Source organism: Vulcanisaeta sp., from assembly GCF_049966235.1.
Classification (GTDB): Archaea; Thermoproteota; Thermoprotei; order Thermoproteales; family Thermocladiaceae; genus Vulcanisaeta; species Vulcanisaeta moutnovskia.
On the sequence record NZ_JBMFVA010000015.1, the window covers coordinates 17,922 to 33,532 of the forward strand.

Sequence of the window (15,611 nt, forward strand, 5' to 3'; positions counted from 1 at the left end):
TACATTGAATCCATGAATTATATATAATTTATTTACTCCACGGTCTCCAATCATAGAGATACCCACCGCTTATTATTGCGAGGACCGAGCCCCAGGTTAGGCCTCCAGCAGCGAGTATCCACATTAGTATGCCAAGGAAGACCATTACCAAGCCCAATACCCTGCAAATCTCAGGCCTTGGATAGAGTAGTGGTACCAGTGATAGTATTAGGGTTATTCCACCAAGTATGAGGGCATTTATTAATGATGTGCTCACGAATAATACTCTGAAGTACATCATTGGCATTAGGAGGAGTATTACGGCTGATAGTAAACCCAGATAAACTCCCCAGAAGGGTATCCTACCCCTGAGCGAGCGCCACTTATCCCTAATGAAGTAACCAATGAGTGGCGGTACCAATACTGCCAACACTACGATGGGTGTCAAGGGTAGCGCAAAGAGTAGCGCCATCATTACGAAGAGGTATGAGGGCGGCTTAATCAAGGCGAGAAGTACTGAACTAACGTATATGAATAATGCGTATACTATTATTAATGATATGAAGGTGTCAAGGCCCATCCTCCTAACCACACCTGGGTCATAATTATTCTCCTCCATAATAACCACGGGTATAACGCCGATGAATACCACGGTCAGAAAAACCGCCAGGGTGAGGATTATTAATGCAAAACCAAGTAGTGACGGCCTAACCCAGAAGTAAATCCAAGTAACCAGGTTCACGGCAAATAGGGCAGGTAGTATTATGACCTTACGTCTCCACACACTAACGAGACCGAAACCAAACCTAGTGAAGAAATCCACAAATAACTAATGTAAGGCATATCCTTTAAGGTTAATCCATATATAATCTTTATAGTTTATTAGAAAAATGAAAAAGAAAATAAATAGTAATTTTGATATAAATAAAACGTTAATGCCTATGGCCTTAACCAATCCCGTTACTTGGTACACTATTATACGTTGTTACACCACTTGAACTACAAACTATTACTGCTGGTGTCACTGTAACATTTAATCCACTGTATGATAGGCCACCGACACTTACGTAGTATGCGTAAGTCGTTAAGCCATACATCGTACCACTGCTAATCGTTTGATTAACGACATATGGTAAGCCAGCCGCTATTATATTAACGCCACTTAAGCTACCTGACGTTGATGTCAGGTTGACCGCATACATGAATACGTTACTCATGCTCGCCGAACTCATGCCTAGTGATGCTGTGATTTGAACAGTGGCTGTTGGGCAACTTGGCATTAGTGGGTTGGGTAGTGGTATCGTGACCGTCTTGCTAATGAGCTGACCATTAGGCGCACCCAGCGTACTTATTGACTGAGCAATCACTGGCGCATACTCACCTGGCTGTGTTGATGTTGAGTAAACCCAGCCGTACATTAGGACGTTACTTATTTGGGCCGTTGGTAGGTATATCTTGACTGGGCCCGGTATGTCAGCATTAATGGCAATACCCAACGTTGATGCAGCGATGAGTAGTGCTATCACGAGAACAAAACCTATTGCTGTTAGTTTCCAGTTCATACTATTGTTTCTATCTCGTTTTAGTTCTAAAGTTTAGTCCATAAATATGACATATATTTATTGTGATAAAAGTTACTTGAGTAAAAGGATCAATCCCTAATTAAATTCTTTACATAAGTCAAGCATCTAATTCAATCGAGGAGTACGTTATTAATGACGCATTAACGTAATAGGCATATATCTCTACATTATAGAGCGGTAGTAATTCTAACACTATTTCTGATATTATCGACAGTACTCCCACGTTCTGTGGGGTTATTGTCACTGTTATTCCTAAGACCGTGGCGGTTATATTCGCGGCATATACCGTAACATTTTGCATAACGGCACTACTCATGCTTATTGTAACATTATGACTGGAGTCAAATCCAATCATTAACTGCCCTGAAGGCATGTAAAGTATGCTGGCTTGGTAAACAACCACTGGTATACCATCATAATTACCCACGCTGAATGAGATATAACCTGACGCCTTAATTACCGGTGAATATATGTAAATTATTGGGTCATTACTCATTCTTAATCCTCTCGATGATTTAAAATGGTCGTGATAAGATGCGCTTATGTTCAATAAGATAATTGTTAATAATGCTCCTAAAATTAAAATGAGAATAAGTCCCTTATTCATAATTCAATGATTAATTTAATGAAGCGCCATTAAAGTATTTTTAATATATATGCTATGTAATGCTTATAGATCACCACTAACTCCAGGTTAATTTCCACTCCTTAACTCTCCTAACAATGCCCAGCTCCATGTCGCCCTCAATGTAGAAGCCAGTAATTACCTGCGTCACCTTTATATCACTAAGTGGGTCGAAAGGTGTACCATCTAATTTTATCCTAGCCTCTCCGGCCCATATCTGTGGGCTCTCCCTTGGTGTGAATGTGAACTTTGCATACCAATGTATTAGCTGTGCAATACCGGGTGTACCATCCGGCAGTGGTGGTAATACCCTTACTGACAATAGTGGGAACGTCACTGTATTGTCGGTCCTAGGCATTAATGCCTTAAACGCATCCAACTGCTCAAGGCCCAACCTACTACTTAACGCAACCTCAGCCCTCATTAACTCACCACCCCTCTCCAACGTGCCTATTGCTAATCCATAATCATTCACTAATAACCTAATGTCAGCAAGCTTCTTCGGCGCACCCGCCAACTCCCTACCAGCCGCCAATGCCGCATCATTTGTCACGTAAATATACGGTATATAATAGGCAAGTTCAATACCCTCAGTCTTTACCGGTATTGCCACCAACGCTTCCCTGTAGATCCCAACGGTTGATATGCCATAATCACCAACCCAAAACGCGGTCACCTCAAGGGCTAGGTCAACACCCTCAGGCAATAGTGGCTCCACACTTTTCGGATCAATATTAGCCAACGCCATAACTACCCTAACCTTACTATAGTTTATGATTGATGATTGGGGATACAATGGTGCATTTAATGGTATTCCAAAACCCTTATCACCACCCTTAAGGACCATTATACTTGATTTATATCTATTTAGATTTAAGCATTAGTACTATTTATATTATTTACAAACCATAATTCTGAATAATGTCATCAGCAGCATCAAGGCTTAATGTCTCCACTGTACCATCCTCAATGAGTAATGCCCTCGCATCCCTAAACAACTTCTCAATAATAAACTCCCTACTGAGTCCGTAAGCGCCAAATACCTGCAGTGCATCGTGTGCAACCTCAAAGGCTATCTTCTTCGCATATATCTGGGCAGCCCTGGCATACCTAGGTGGTGTTGCGAATGACTGTTCAATAAAGAACTTAGTGTATACGTAGTCCATGGCCCTCCTAACGTAGTACCGGGCCGTCTCCACCCTCTCAAACATTTCATACATCCTCAACTTAATGTTCTTATGCTCAATCAATGACTTACCACCCTGTACACGGGTCTTCGCATACCTCAGGGCTTCCTCAAATGCCGCCCTTGCGAGCCCCACGGAGTACGCGCCCATGTTTACACTCGTTAAATTAAGTAGTTGATCTGAGAACACCTCATAGAATGGTGGTTGAACAATCACATAATCATCAGGTACATGTACATTATCAAAGTATACGGGCCCCTGTGGGCAATCCCTATTACCAAGCATATCAACAGGCTCGCCCTTCCTAACACCCCTCAGGTTAAGTGGCGTTATCACGAATGCGCCGTCCCTGAGACTCTTACCATCCTTTAACTGCGCGTGAAGGCCCATGTGGGTGCATATTGGCGCCGCTGATACCCAGGCGGACTTCTGTCCATTTATGACCCACTCATCACCATCATGCTCAATAATCACATTACCTTTACCGAAGGACCCAACATCCTTATCCCTAAAGGCCAGTATGTAGTCACTACCATGCTCAGGCTCAGTAACTCCCCAACAACCGATGTACTTACCCTCAGTGTCCTCGAGCCAGGGCTTAACAAGCTCATCCCTAACCCTCTCTGAACCGAACAATGCGGCTATTGTGAAGGGTATTGCGTCAACACCAATAAGTGTTGCGAAACCAAGACTAGCCCAGCCAAGTTCCTCATCAATTATGTACCTCTGTATGTTCGTTAATTCCAAGCCACCACGCTCTTTCGGTAAGTGAATCTTATGTAGTTCCATCTTCTTCATCTCCTTAATTGCATCATATAACGGTGAACCAAGTGCGATCCTATCCCTGGGTTCCATCCTATCCGCCTTAATGGATAATGGCCTAAGGATCTCCTCAGCGAGCCTATGTATATTCCTCCTTATTAATTCATCCTCATTGGTTAATCTGTCAAGGTCCAGGAAGCTCATTAATCCTAATTATATGTAGATATTTTAAACGTGATCACTATATATTATAACTAATTAATAATTAAATTAAATAGTATTTATACAAATAATCCTTAATTTAAAAATGGATTTTAGTAATTATGTATGTCAAGTGAGGGCTTTATATTCCCAAGTCCGCAATGGGCCGAGGCATTTTGCAAGGCCTTAAATGAGAATCAGGAGTATAGGGAGGCTGCTAAGGATTGGGTTTGGGATCTCGTTTTCGTGGCCTCTAACGTACCCAGTGCCGTGATTAATACAGTCGCTCAACTAATGGGGCTTACCAACGTCACTTCAAGCGCTGGTGCCATGAAGTTTAAGCTTAGGAATGGTACATGCCAGGGCTCTGAGTTCTACATAGATGCCAGTAAGGCTGATGCTGATTATATACTCGAGGCCGATTATACCCTTTGGAAGGATTTAATTCAGGGTAGGGTTGATCCAGTCGCGGCAATACTCTCGAGGAAGATAAGGGTGAAGAAGGGTAGTTTCTTAACGTTAATTCAGTTCTCATCAGCGGCAATAAAAATGACGAATACGGCCATGAAGGTGCCGACAAAGTTTGTTGTTTGACATTATCTGTAATAGTTTCACCTTAAAACTATACATATAATTATATAATTTATTTATAATAAAATAGTGATCTTAAGGTAATATGTTAAAAGCATTAACGTGCATTAAGTCTTCATGAAGGCTGCAACATTTAGGGGACCGAGCAAGCCATACCTGGAAATTAAGGACGTACCGGCACCAAAGCCGGGATCTGACGAAATACTCGTTAAGGTTGCCGCAACTGGTATATGCCACAGCGACATACATCTGTTTAAGGGTGATTTCGGACCTGTTAGGCAAGGCTTTATACCAGGGCATGAGGTCTCGGGTTGGGTTGAGGAATTGGGACCCGATGTTAAGAATCCATGGGGCTTAAAGAAGGGTGATCCAGTAATTGTCTCTTGGATAGTCCCAGACGGCATTTGTAAGTACTGCGCCAGTGGTAAGGAGAATTACTGCCCGACAGCCGCTGGCAGGATGCCAGGCCTTGTTGGACTTAATGGTGGTCATGCGGAATACATCACAATACCTGAAATAGCCGTTATACCCCTTGAGAAGGGTGTTGATGTTTACTACGCAGCACCAATCGCCTGCGCCTATGGTACCGCGTATCACGCACTCAGGGAGGCTGGTGTTGGGCCTGGCACGAGCCTAGTAATAATAGGTGTTGGTGGTGTTGGTTTATCGGCGATTCAATTAGCCAGCGCCATGGGTGCATACCCAATAATTGCCGTAGACATTAGGGACTATGCGCTGGATAAGGCCAAGGAGCTTGGTGCTACCCACGTGATAAACTCGACAAAGGAAGACCCAATTAGTAGGGTAAGGGATATACTCCCTGACGGTGCTGATGTTGTTCATGAGGCCAGACCAGAGCCTGATCTTAAATTATCCATGGAGGTCGTTGCTAGGGCTGGGACAATAGTGGTGACTGGGCTTGGTGGTCCAAAGTCATCCTTTAGTGTGAACGTATTACCATTCGTCATTAATGGCATTAGGATAATGGGTAGTTTAGGCTATAGACCTAGGCTTGACCTACCTGAGATAATTAGGCTAGTGGCTTCGGGTAAGGTGGATATTAAGAAGCTAGTTAGCCACGTATATGCACCTGAGCAGATAAATGAGGCCTATGAAAACCTTGAGAAGGGGTTGCATGCGAGGGCTATTGTTAAGTGGAGCTGAGTAGTTATTATTTTAAAATTGAATTGTAAACTCTTACCTCTTACCGAAGATGGTCATTACCTGCCTTGTTATTGGTGTTGGTATGGCGTCAGGATTTACGAGGACGTCTACAATGCATGGTCCATTAAATCCATATATGCACCTCTCCAGTCCGTCCTCAAGCTCCTTCCTATCACTAATCCTAACACAGCCTATGTTTAGTGACTCAGCGAATTTGCAGAAGTCCATGGGGTATGTATGCGATGCATAGACCTTACCACCATAGAGAAGCCTCTGCTGTAGTTTTAGGACTCCCTGAGCCCTATCATTAAATATCACGAAGGCTATCTTAAGGTTTAGCTCGGCTGCCGTTGCTATTTCCATGCCGGTCATGAAGAATGCTGCGTCACCCGTAGTAGCCACCACGGTTGCTTCAGGCCTAGCCACCTTAGCGCCTATCGCTGCTGGTATTGCGAAGCCCAGTGATGTGAAGCCAGCCGGGTTGAAGTAAGTTCTTGGTTTATAAACGGGTAATTCAAACATTGCGACTTGATTACCACCAGCGTCGCATGTGACTACCGCCTTCCCCTCACGCATGTCGCTATCAATCACGTGGGCGAGCGCCCTCACAAGATCGCTTGGGTTTATCTTAGTCTCGTCATAACCAAGCTCCCTCAATTGTTGATTACCAACTGAAGCCCTAACCTCATCAATCAACTTAACACCCCTATCCTTACCTGGGCCCCTACCCCTAACTCTATCATGCAATGCATTGAGGAATTCCAATGCATCAGAGATTATCGCAAGGTCCGTCTTGTAATTCTTACCAATATCATTAGGATCAACATTCACATGAATTAACCTACCCCTTATCGGTAGTGACCACATGCCAGTGCCCAACTCACTGAACCTAGTGCCTATGGCAAGCACTACATCCGCGTTCTCAACGAGTTTAACGGCTACGGTATCCCCAAAGTAACCTGCGGCTAAACCACCATGTAGTGGGTGGTCAAAGGGTATTGCGCCCTTACCCATCACTGAGGTAACGACTGGTGCACCAATTTCCTCAGCCACCCTAATAAGCACATCACCTGCGTTTGCCGCTATTACACCACCACCCACGTAAATAATGGGCCTCTCGGCATTGAGCAACTCCTTAACCGCCAAATCCACTAAAGTGGTGTCGGGTTTAATCCTTACGGGCTCCTCCTTGGTATAGCCAACCCACTCGGTCTCGCTTTCAATAATGTCCCTGGGCAACTCCACATAAACAGGCCCAGGCCTGCCTTCCCTAGTAACTCTAAATGCCTTGGCGAGGATCTTAGGTATTTCCCTAGGTTCCTCAGCCCTAATGGCTAGTTTCGTGAATGGCTTGAAAATACTTAATTGAGCATTGGCATCCCTGAATTCATGGTAATAACCCTTACCGGCGGTCCTTATCGGCGTTAAACCAGCAAGTGCCACAATGGGGACACCCTCAACAGCGGCTTGGGCAAGTGGTGTTACTAGTCCCGTGGCTCCAGGCCCAGCCGTGCTTATTAGAACACTAGTCCTTCCACTGGCTCTTGCGTAGCCATCTGCCATAAATCCCATACTTGGTTCGAAACGACCCAGTACATGCCTTATCCTCTCATGGTAATCATGTAGAGCCGCGTATAGACCAAGTACGTGGGTCCCAGGTAAGCCAAAAACAGTGTCCACGCCCTCCTCTATTAGGGATTTGACTATGACCTCACCGCCACTGACCACACCCATCACCTCCTAAAGGCCATTAACGCGTCTCTAACTCCTCTCGCAACGTATAGTGTGTATCTCTTAACGGATTCCCGGGTAACTCCAGCAATATGACTAGTTATGAATAGATTAGCAATCTCACCCCTCTTGAATGCCCTTAATAATGGCGATGACTCCTCTGTTGGTGGTTCTCCAGTAAGTACGTCCGCCGCATAACCAGCTATCTTCCCACTCCTTAAGCCCTCAAGGACTGCGTTCTCATCAATGACCTCACCCCTCGCCGTATTAATGATATAAACACCATCCTTCATAAGCCCGATCTCCCTCTTACCGATTAGGCCCTTACTTTCCTTGGTTAATGAGGTATGTATTGTTATGAAGTCCGACTGCCTAAGTAATTCATCAAGGTTCTCAACCTTAACAGCATTAGCCTCAATGAACCTCTCCCTATCTACGAACGGGTCGTAGGCCAGAACCCTCATCCTGAAGGCATTGGCTATTGAGGCAACGTAGGCACCAATTCTACCGAGGCCAATTATGCCAAATGTCTTCCCAAATAACTCAGTACCTGGCGTTAGTAATGAACCCCACTCACCGTTCCTAACCCTACCCATGTTCTCGGGAATCCTCTTAACCATCATTAGTAGTAAGCCGAAGGTGAACTCCGCAACGCTATAAGTCGATGCGCCGGCGGCACTAACGACCTTAATGCCCCTACTCTCAGCGTACTCAACGTCAATGTGGTCGGTACCTACGGATGCCGTACCAATCACCTTAAGGTTCCTGCCGGAATCAATTATATCCCTAGTGACTCTATGCCAAACACTGACTATTACTGCGTCATAATCACGTATTGCCTCCCTCAATTGATCAGTCGTCATGGGCCTAACATCAACCTCACCAACCTCACTGAGCATTTTCATGGCTTGAGGACCAACATCCGGATCCACCAGTGGAACCGTGACCAATATCCTCATATAATAATGCAGCACTTAATATAGTAATAAGTATGCCTATTATTTATAGTACGGAGGAAAAATGTGTATTTTAATTACTATGTATAAACCTATATATTATCACGCACTACGTGCGGTATTCATGATATCTATGAGGGTTGCCGCATCCATTATGTTACCTGTCACCTTAATCACTCCTGAGAAGTAAGCCTGCATTGCGTCGAGTTGCCCCTTAATTAACTTCAATAGATTGTCCTTGTTTACCTGTATTGTGGCTGTCGGTGATTTATGAGAACCCTTATTAAGCTTCACAGTGCCTCCACCAACCTCAACATAAAATGGTTCGTAACCCTCCCCAGTGAATTGAAACACCTTAACAGGCCCGCTAGCCTTACTGGCAAGCTTTGGTAGGGCCTTTTCAGTCATTGATTTTAGAAGTTCGAAGGGATCCTCAGACATATCAACCAAGAATAAGCATTGATTACCTGGATTTTAAGTAATGTTGCTATTTATACTATATACCATTATTCACCCTTAAACTCAGGCCTCCTACGCATGGCAAAGGCCATAACCCCCTCCTGGGCATCCTTCGTGTTCACAGCCATGCTGAAGAAGGCCGCCTCGAGCAGCATGCCTATGTCAACTGGTACCTGTGTTCCGAAGTTCACTGCATACTTCGCGTAGGTCAGTGCTATTGGTGGGCCTTGGGCTAATCTCATTGCGAATGACCTAACCTCATCCTCAAACTTCTCCTTGGGTACGACCCTATTAACAAGGCCAATCCTATACGCCTCATCAGCCTTAATCCTATCGCCAAGCATTATCAACTCCTTAGCCCTACCAAGACCAACATACCTAATCAACCTCTGTGTACCACCAGCACCTGGTATTATGCCTAGGGTGATCTCAGGCTGGCCAAACTCGGACTTGTCAGTGACTATTCTGAAGTCGCAGGCCATTGCGATTTCTAGGCCACCACCAAGTGCGTAACCATCAATAGCCGCTATCACGGGCTTGGGGAACCTCTCAATCTTACTTACAGCGTCCTGAAACCTCCTATTATACAGGAAGAAGTAGTAGGTGTGTAGTGGGCCTTGGAATGAGGTAACATCAGCACCAGCCGAGAAAGCCCTATCGCCAGCACCCCTTATTACGACAACCCTAACCTCCTTATCATCCCAGAGCATATCAAGCGCCCTACCTATCTCCTCAAGCATTGTCAGGGTTAAGGCATTAAGCCTCTGTGGCCTGTTGAGTATTATCCAGGCGAGCGGTGGCTCCTTCTTGAGTATTATCTCCTTAAACTCAGTCACGCCAACAGCACCATACTCGTAGAATCCCCTACCACTCTTCTGCCCGAGCTTACCCTCCTGAACCATCTGCATGAGTAACGGGTCTGGTTTAAACAATTCATAACCATACTTAGAGTACAACTGATTAAGTGCGTCAACAACCTTGTCAATGCCGAACTCATCAGCATACTCAAGAACTCCCTTTGGCCAGCCAAGGCCTAGCTTAACGCCCTTATCAATATCCTCCCTAGAGGCAATACCCTGCCTAAGCAGCCATGCTGCCATGTTTATTGCCGGTGCAAATACCTGTACTAGGTCAACCTTCTCACCAGCCTCCCTGGGTATGTTAGCCCTCTCGTACGGGCCACCCTTATACTCATAGAAGCCACGACCGCTCTTCTGACCAAGCCAGCCCTTCTTATATAGGTCCTCAATTAATGGGCATGGGACCCTAAGCATTGGGTCCCTCTCAGCAACTGCAAAGCCAACTAGGTAGCCAACGTCTATGCCCGTGAAGTCCTGAAGCTCGAAAATACCCATTGGTAAACCAGCCCTGTATTTAACGGCTGAGTCAATCTCAACAATGGAGTACACGTTATTAGCGGCTAATAGGCATGCAGCTGAGTTCAGCGCTATTAATATTCTGTTTACCACGAATCCAGGTACGTCCTTATTAACCATTATTGGCTCCTTACCGAGGCTCTTAACGAAGTCATAGGCCCTCCTGGCGACCTCGTCGCTTGTTTGGGCACCCTTAATAACCTCAACAAGGGGCATTAGTACTGGTGGATTGAAGAAGTGAATTCCAACGACCCTCTCAGGCCTCTTTGTGGCGCTTGCAATCTCGGTTATTGGTAAACTACTCGTGTTCGTGGCCAGTATTGCGTGCGGAGGCGCATTTGCGTCTGCCTCAGAAAATATCTGCTTCTTAAGGTCAAGTTTTTCGGGTACTGCCTCAATCATTATGTCAATATTCTTAACGGCCTCAGCCACTGATAATGAAGTCTTTATGCGACTCATGAGCTCGTTAACCTTCTCCTTACTTATTGTACCCCTCTCAGCCAGCTTGTCAAGGCTCCACTTAATCCTTTCCAGGGCTTTATTTAGATAGTCCTGAGACACATCAACAATCACAACCTCATAACCCGCCAGGGCAGATACTTCGGCTATTCCATGGCCCATTGTACCTGCTCCTATCACCGCAACCCTCCTAATTTGCGTACTCATCAGTCACTCTGGCTCTAGGTAAGTTATTAAGTGCGATCTCAATTTACTCAAATTATTTGTGTCGAGGGTGTATATAATGAATATAGTGATAATGATTAAGCAATAGTGAACAGAGGGGCATTATTATTTAAGGTGCTTCTCGAGGAGTAATATGGGAATTATGAGGGGGGTTGCGGTTGTTGGGATTGGCCATGCGAAGTTTGGGCGTAGGACCGACACAACCTTAGGTGAGCTTGCTTGGGAGGCTGTTAAGGAGGCACTTGAGGATGCAAGGCTTGATCAGAAGGATATTCAGTACTTCGTTGTTGGTAATGCAGGTGGTTGGAGCGCCGAGTCATTACCCGCCGTGATTGTTGGTGAGTACTGTGGGTTAAGTCCGAAGGGTACTATGAGGGTTGAGGCGGCATGCGCCACTGGTAGTGCTGCCCTCTATAATGCCTACTTAGCCGTGGCTTCGGGAATGGCCGACATAGCCATGGCAATAGGTGTGGAGAAAATGTACGAATCACCAACACCAACAGTTGTTGAATTCATTGGTAGGGCAGGTAATTACTTCTGGGAGTTTGAGAACTTTGGTTTAACATTCCCAGGTTATTATGCACTATACATGACGGCTTACATGAATAGGTTTGGAGCCACTGAGGAGGACTTCTGCAGGGTGGCTGTTAAGAACCATTATTACGGATCAATAAACCCCAAGGCCCAGTTCTATGGGTTGAAAATAAACATTGATCAATGCCTCAAGTCCAGGTATGTGGCCTGGCCCATTAAACTCTACGACTCAAGCCCAATAACCGATGGCGCAGCTGCAGCGATACTAGTCAGTGAAGAGTTGGCTAGGAAGATAACGGACACGCCAGTGTGGATTAGATCCGTGGGCGTGGCAACAGGTACAGCAAACCTGAGTAGGAGACCCGACTTCATAGGGCTCGATGCAGCCTACCAAGCAGCTGAGCAAGCGTTCAAGAGGATTGGCATCGAGCATAGGGACACTTGGAAGTACTTCGATGTTGCTAATGTTCATGATTGCTTCACGATAGCTGAGGTCATGGCTTACGAGGACCTGGGATTCGTGGAAAGGGGCATGGGTATTCAACTGGTTAGGAATGAACAGACCTACAAGGGTGGCTTAATACCCGTTAATCTGGATGGCGGTCTCAAGGCAAAGGGCCATCCCATAGGGGCTACGGGGGTTAGTATGGCTGTTGAGATGACCAAGCAGTTAAGGCAGGGTGTTGAGCCTAGGGATAGGCAAGCCGATATCTATACTGGTTGGGCATTGGCGCATAACGTTGGTGGTACTGGCCATTACGCTTATGTAACTATATACTCACTTGATAAGGATGGTTCGCCAAAGGTGAAGCCCAAGAGGTGATGGTGATGTCCCTGGAGGCTAAGTATGAGGAGTTTTGGAGGCAATCCATTAAGCAGCTGAATGAAGTTGTCAAGGCCACTGGACTACCCATAGCGCCTGATGAGAAGGGTCAATACAGCCTGTGGTATGATGTTAGGGAGATGAGGCTTAGGTTCTCGATTAGTGTTGAGAGGATTAAGAAGTTCTTTGATGGTTTGAGGGAGGGCAAGATCTACGCCACCAGATGCAGGAGGTGCGGTAGGTATTACTTCCCGCCCCAGGTGGATTGCCCGTACTGTAAGGTCAGTGATATGGATTGGGTTGAGACTAGTGGTGAGGGTGAATTACTAACCTATACCGTAATAAACACGAAACCCTTAACATACTCGCACTATTCAGATTACATAGTGGCCATTGCAAGGATGAGGGAGGGATTCAATGTGCTGGCTTGGTTGAGGGTTGATGATCCAAGGAAGGTTAAGGTTGGCATGAAGGTTAAGCTTCAGGTTGTTAAGAGGGAGCCTGAGGGTTACTTAACGTATGAATTCATACCTATGGAGCAATAGGTGGTGCTGAATGTATAGGTACTTGGTTATTGATGAGAGGGATTCCGTAACTATATTCACGCTTAATAGGCCGGAGAGATTGAATGCATTAGGGCCTGAGCTCAGGGCTGAGTTATTGGATGCGCTGCGTAGGTTCAATAATGACCCGAAAAAGAGGGTTGGCATAATAACCGGTTCTGGTAAGGCGTTCTCGGCGGGTGCCGACATATCAACTAAGCCAAGTGAGCTTGGAACCGTCAATCTTGAGGACGAGCTTAGGAACTCCTTCCACCTAATTCTGAGGGAGATAAGGTTTAGTGATAAGTTATTCATTGCGGCGATTAATGGTGTAGCCGCGGGCGCCGGTATTAGTCTTGCCGTCGCATGTGATTTCGCCTTTGCGTCAAAGAGTTCTAGGTTTGTTATGGCGTTTCAAAACATTGGGTTAGCACCTGATACTGGGTTAACGCTTATGATGGCTAGATTAGTTGGTGCCAAGGCACTTAGGTACCTGCTAGTTGGTGGTGAGTTCACGGCTGAGGAGGCTGAGTCCATGGGACTCATCAAGGTTGTTGATGACCCATTAGGAGAGGCCATTAAGTTTGCTAATGAGATTGCTCAAGGTCCATTTAGAGCATACGTACATAGTAAGAAATTGATTAATGAAGCGTTGTTTAAGGACCTTGAGCAGTTCCTAGTGACCGAGGCCAGGTTACAGGGTGAGTTGGGTAATACCCATGATTTTATTGAGGGTGTTTCAGCGTTCCTAGAGAAGAGGAGGCCTAGGTTTGTTGGTTATTGATCATTTTATATTTATAAAATGATTATCATTAAGTACTTAACTCAGTGTTCATAAGTTAAAATATGATGTATTATTTTTAAATAGCAGTTGATTAATCCTCTTATTAATGCAGAACTACTACTTCATTGATTTCCACGTGCATCCAGCCGCGGAACTTATTCGATTAAGGAACAAGCTTCATAATGCTGGGGCTGTTGCATCAGCCCTCTACCCAATTGATATTGACCCAACGCTTAGCCTAACCCTTCATGGCCTATATAGGTTGGCTAGGGACTTGGGTATGTATGTTGATGTTAAGTCCGTGGTTAGGGAGGTTTATGACTTGATTAGTAGGTGGCCTGAGTACATGATTGATAATATGAAGCTTTGGTATGAGGTCTTTAAGGAGGGCGTCAGTGATTTCTTCATACCATTCTCGAGCATAAACCCAAGCTTTGGTGGTAGGTATGTTAAGCAGAAGATTAGGGAGATGGAGCACTTAGGCCTTAGGGGTGTGTTTGTCTCGCCAACACTTCAATTCTTCAACCCAGCCACAAGCCCAGCTTTTAAGCAGTTGATGGAGTATGCAGAGAAGAATAATGTGTTAGTAATAATGCACTTGGGAATGCCTAGGGATGTTGATGAGAGGGTCATAACGCATATAATGCCCAAGAACCTTATGGAAATTCTTGAGGAATATAGGCCTTACATGGTAATCAGTGGCCTTGGAACATCACCCGATAGGTTTAATCTCTGGGTTAGGGAGGTTCTTAGGGTAATGAGGAAGTACGATAATACCTACCTAAGCACCCCCGGAATTAATTGCTACCTATTCAATGATGAATCAGCAAGGCCCGTACTAAATACCTTAGGCCCAGAGAGAATACTATTTGGTAGTGGCTATCCCTACAGGAGATTTAGGGATTTAATGGGTGATGTTAAGTGCATTGAGGGTAGTGATGGTATTAGTAATGTTGATAAGGAGGTGATAATGATGAATAACGCACTTGACTTGTTTAAGTACCATGGATTCAGAGTCAACGAGAACCTAAGTACCTAGGCTTATTGGGCTTCCATGGCCAGGATAAATAACCCTAGGTCTCAAACTAATTAGTTTATTGAAACTCCTCATCGCCTCATCCATGTTAAGTGTGAATCCTCTTGGCGGTAGCGCTGGTTTTCCACCATGCTCAGTAATGGCATCTCCCGTAAATAATAAACCACCCTTAAAGTAAGCCGTACTACCAGGTGTATGGCCAGGCGCGTATATTGCCCTATAACCCTCAACGACATCACCATCATTAACCTTAACATCAACATTCACGGGCCTAGTCCTCATTAATGATGAGACAATTGATTGAAGAAAACTCGCAGTCCTGGGCCTCTCCCTACCCTCAATAATTCCTGACTCAAGTAATGACGCAACCACCTTAAGATTAAAGGTCTTAACAATATAATAGGCATACCTGGTATGATCAAAGTGATAATGTGTTATGAACAAGTACTTAACATCAATGCCGTGTTCCCTAGCCACCCTAATCACGTCACTAGCCTTAGCACCAGCATCTATTAATACGCCGTCACTTGTTAAATAACCATTTGACATACCCTTTATTATGTAAACCTCCACGGCAATTCAATACTTCCCAAT

General features: G+C 45.1%; 16 protein-coding genes. 6 read left to right on the plus strand and 10 right to left on the minus strand.

What is annotated here, in order from left to right:
* Window positions 1-28 precede the first annotated feature (28 nt).
* The 5 genes from ACP5L5_RS08550 to ACP5L5_RS08570 all read right to left on the minus strand — a co-directional run bounded on the left by ACP5L5_RS08550 (window position 29) and on the right by ACP5L5_RS08570 (window position 4,340).
* Window positions 29-802 (minus strand): DUF6114 domain-containing protein, encoded by a 774-nt coding sequence (locus ACP5L5_RS08550; protein ID WP_428763068.1) that lies wholly within the window; start codon window positions 800-802, stop codon window positions 29-31.
* A gap of 124 nt (window positions 803-926) precedes the next feature.
* Entirely contained in the window at window positions 927-1,541 is a 615-nt protein-coding gene (locus ACP5L5_RS08555) for a hypothetical protein (RefSeq protein ID WP_428763070.1), read from the minus strand.
* 118 nt (window positions 1,542-1,659) lie between these two features.
* Window positions 1,660-2,058, minus strand: coding sequence for a hypothetical protein (locus tag ACP5L5_RS08560; RefSeq protein WP_428763072.1), 399 nt, complete (start codon window positions 2,056-2,058; stop codon window positions 1,660-1,662).
* Between the two features lie 187 nt (window positions 2,059-2,245).
* Window positions 2,246-3,034, minus strand: a complete 789-nt coding sequence (locus tag ACP5L5_RS08565; protein WP_428763074.1) for an acetoacetate decarboxylase family protein — start codon at window positions 3,032-3,034, stop codon at window positions 2,246-2,248.
* A gap of 52 nt (window positions 3,035-3,086) precedes the next feature.
* Entirely contained in the window at window positions 3,087-4,340 is a 1,254-nt protein-coding gene (locus ACP5L5_RS08570; protein ID WP_428763076.1) for an acyl-CoA dehydrogenase family protein, read from the minus strand.
* 123 nt (window positions 4,341-4,463) lie between these two features.
* Here ACP5L5_RS08570 and ACP5L5_RS08575 point away from each other — a divergent pair, with 123 nt between their 5' ends.
* Window positions 4,464-4,931 carry an SCP2 sterol-binding domain-containing protein gene (locus tag ACP5L5_RS08575; protein ID WP_428763078.1) on the plus strand — a complete coding sequence of 156 codons (468 nt, stop codon included), beginning with the start codon at window positions 4,464-4,466 and terminating at the stop codon, window positions 4,929-4,931.
* 114 nt (window positions 4,932-5,045) lie between these two features.
* Complete coding sequence (locus ACP5L5_RS08580; RefSeq protein WP_273302707.1) at window positions 5,046-6,092, plus strand: zinc-binding dehydrogenase; 1,047 nt, start codon at window positions 5,046-5,048, stop codon at window positions 6,090-6,092.
* Between the two features lie 33 nt (window positions 6,093-6,125).
* Here the strand turns inward: ACP5L5_RS08580 and ACP5L5_RS08585 are convergent, their stop codons facing one another.
* The 4 genes from ACP5L5_RS08585 to ACP5L5_RS08600 all read right to left on the minus strand — a co-directional run bounded on the left by ACP5L5_RS08585 (window position 6,126) and on the right by ACP5L5_RS08600 (window position 11,280).
* Complete coding sequence (locus tag ACP5L5_RS08585; RefSeq protein WP_428763080.1) at window positions 6,126-7,826, minus strand: thiamine pyrophosphate-binding protein; 1,701 nt, start codon at window positions 7,824-7,826, stop codon at window positions 6,126-6,128.
* Window positions 7,826-8,782 (minus strand): hydroxyacid dehydrogenase, encoded by a 957-nt coding sequence (locus ACP5L5_RS08590; RefSeq protein ID WP_013604740.1) that lies wholly within the window; start codon window positions 8,780-8,782, stop codon window positions 7,826-7,828. Before ACP5L5_RS08590 ends, ACP5L5_RS08585 begins: the two co-directional genes overlap by 1 nt.
* Window positions 8,783-8,881: 99 nt before the next feature.
* Window positions 8,882-9,220, minus strand: coding sequence for an SCP2 sterol-binding domain-containing protein (locus ACP5L5_RS08595; protein WP_428763121.1), 339 nt, complete (start codon window positions 9,218-9,220; stop codon window positions 8,882-8,884).
* Between the two features lie 65 nt (window positions 9,221-9,285).
* A complete protein-coding gene (locus ACP5L5_RS08600) occupies window positions 9,286-11,280 on the minus strand; it encodes a 3-hydroxyacyl-CoA dehydrogenase/enoyl-CoA hydratase family protein (protein ID WP_428763083.1) in 1,995 nt (664 codons plus the stop codon).
* Window positions 11,281-11,440: 160 nt separating this feature from the next.
* On the opposite strand from ACP5L5_RS08600, the gene ACP5L5_RS08605 reads away from it, so the two are divergent.
* The 4 genes from ACP5L5_RS08605 to ACP5L5_RS08620 all read left to right on the plus strand — a co-directional run bounded on the left by ACP5L5_RS08605 (window position 11,441) and on the right by ACP5L5_RS08620 (window position 15,020).
* Window positions 11,441-12,655 (plus strand): thiolase domain-containing protein, encoded by a 1,215-nt coding sequence (locus ACP5L5_RS08605; protein ID WP_013604743.1) that lies wholly within the window; start codon window positions 11,441-11,443, stop codon window positions 12,653-12,655.
* Entirely contained in the window at window positions 12,655-13,200 is a 546-nt protein-coding gene (locus ACP5L5_RS08610; RefSeq protein WP_428763085.1) for a Zn-ribbon domain-containing OB-fold protein, read from the plus strand. Before ACP5L5_RS08605 ends, ACP5L5_RS08610 begins: the two co-directional genes overlap by 1 nt.
* A 10-nt stretch (window positions 13,201-13,210) precedes the next feature.
* Window positions 13,211-13,981 carry an enoyl-CoA hydratase-related protein gene (locus tag ACP5L5_RS08615; RefSeq protein WP_428763087.1) on the plus strand — a complete coding sequence of 257 codons (771 nt, stop codon included), beginning with the start codon at window positions 13,211-13,213 and terminating at the stop codon, window positions 13,979-13,981.
* Window positions 13,982-14,087: 106 nt separating this feature from the next.
* Complete coding sequence (locus ACP5L5_RS08620; protein WP_428763089.1) at window positions 14,088-15,020, plus strand: amidohydrolase family protein; 933 nt, start codon at window positions 14,088-14,090, stop codon at window positions 15,018-15,020.
* On the opposite strand, the gene ACP5L5_RS08625 is transcribed toward ACP5L5_RS08620, so the two are convergent.
* A complete protein-coding gene (locus tag ACP5L5_RS08625) occupies window positions 15,009-15,590 on the minus strand; it encodes an MBL fold metallo-hydrolase (protein ID WP_428763091.1) in 582 nt (193 codons plus the stop codon). The genes ACP5L5_RS08620 and ACP5L5_RS08625 overlap by 12 nt on opposite strands.
* Window positions 15,591-15,611: the final 21 nt, after the last annotated feature.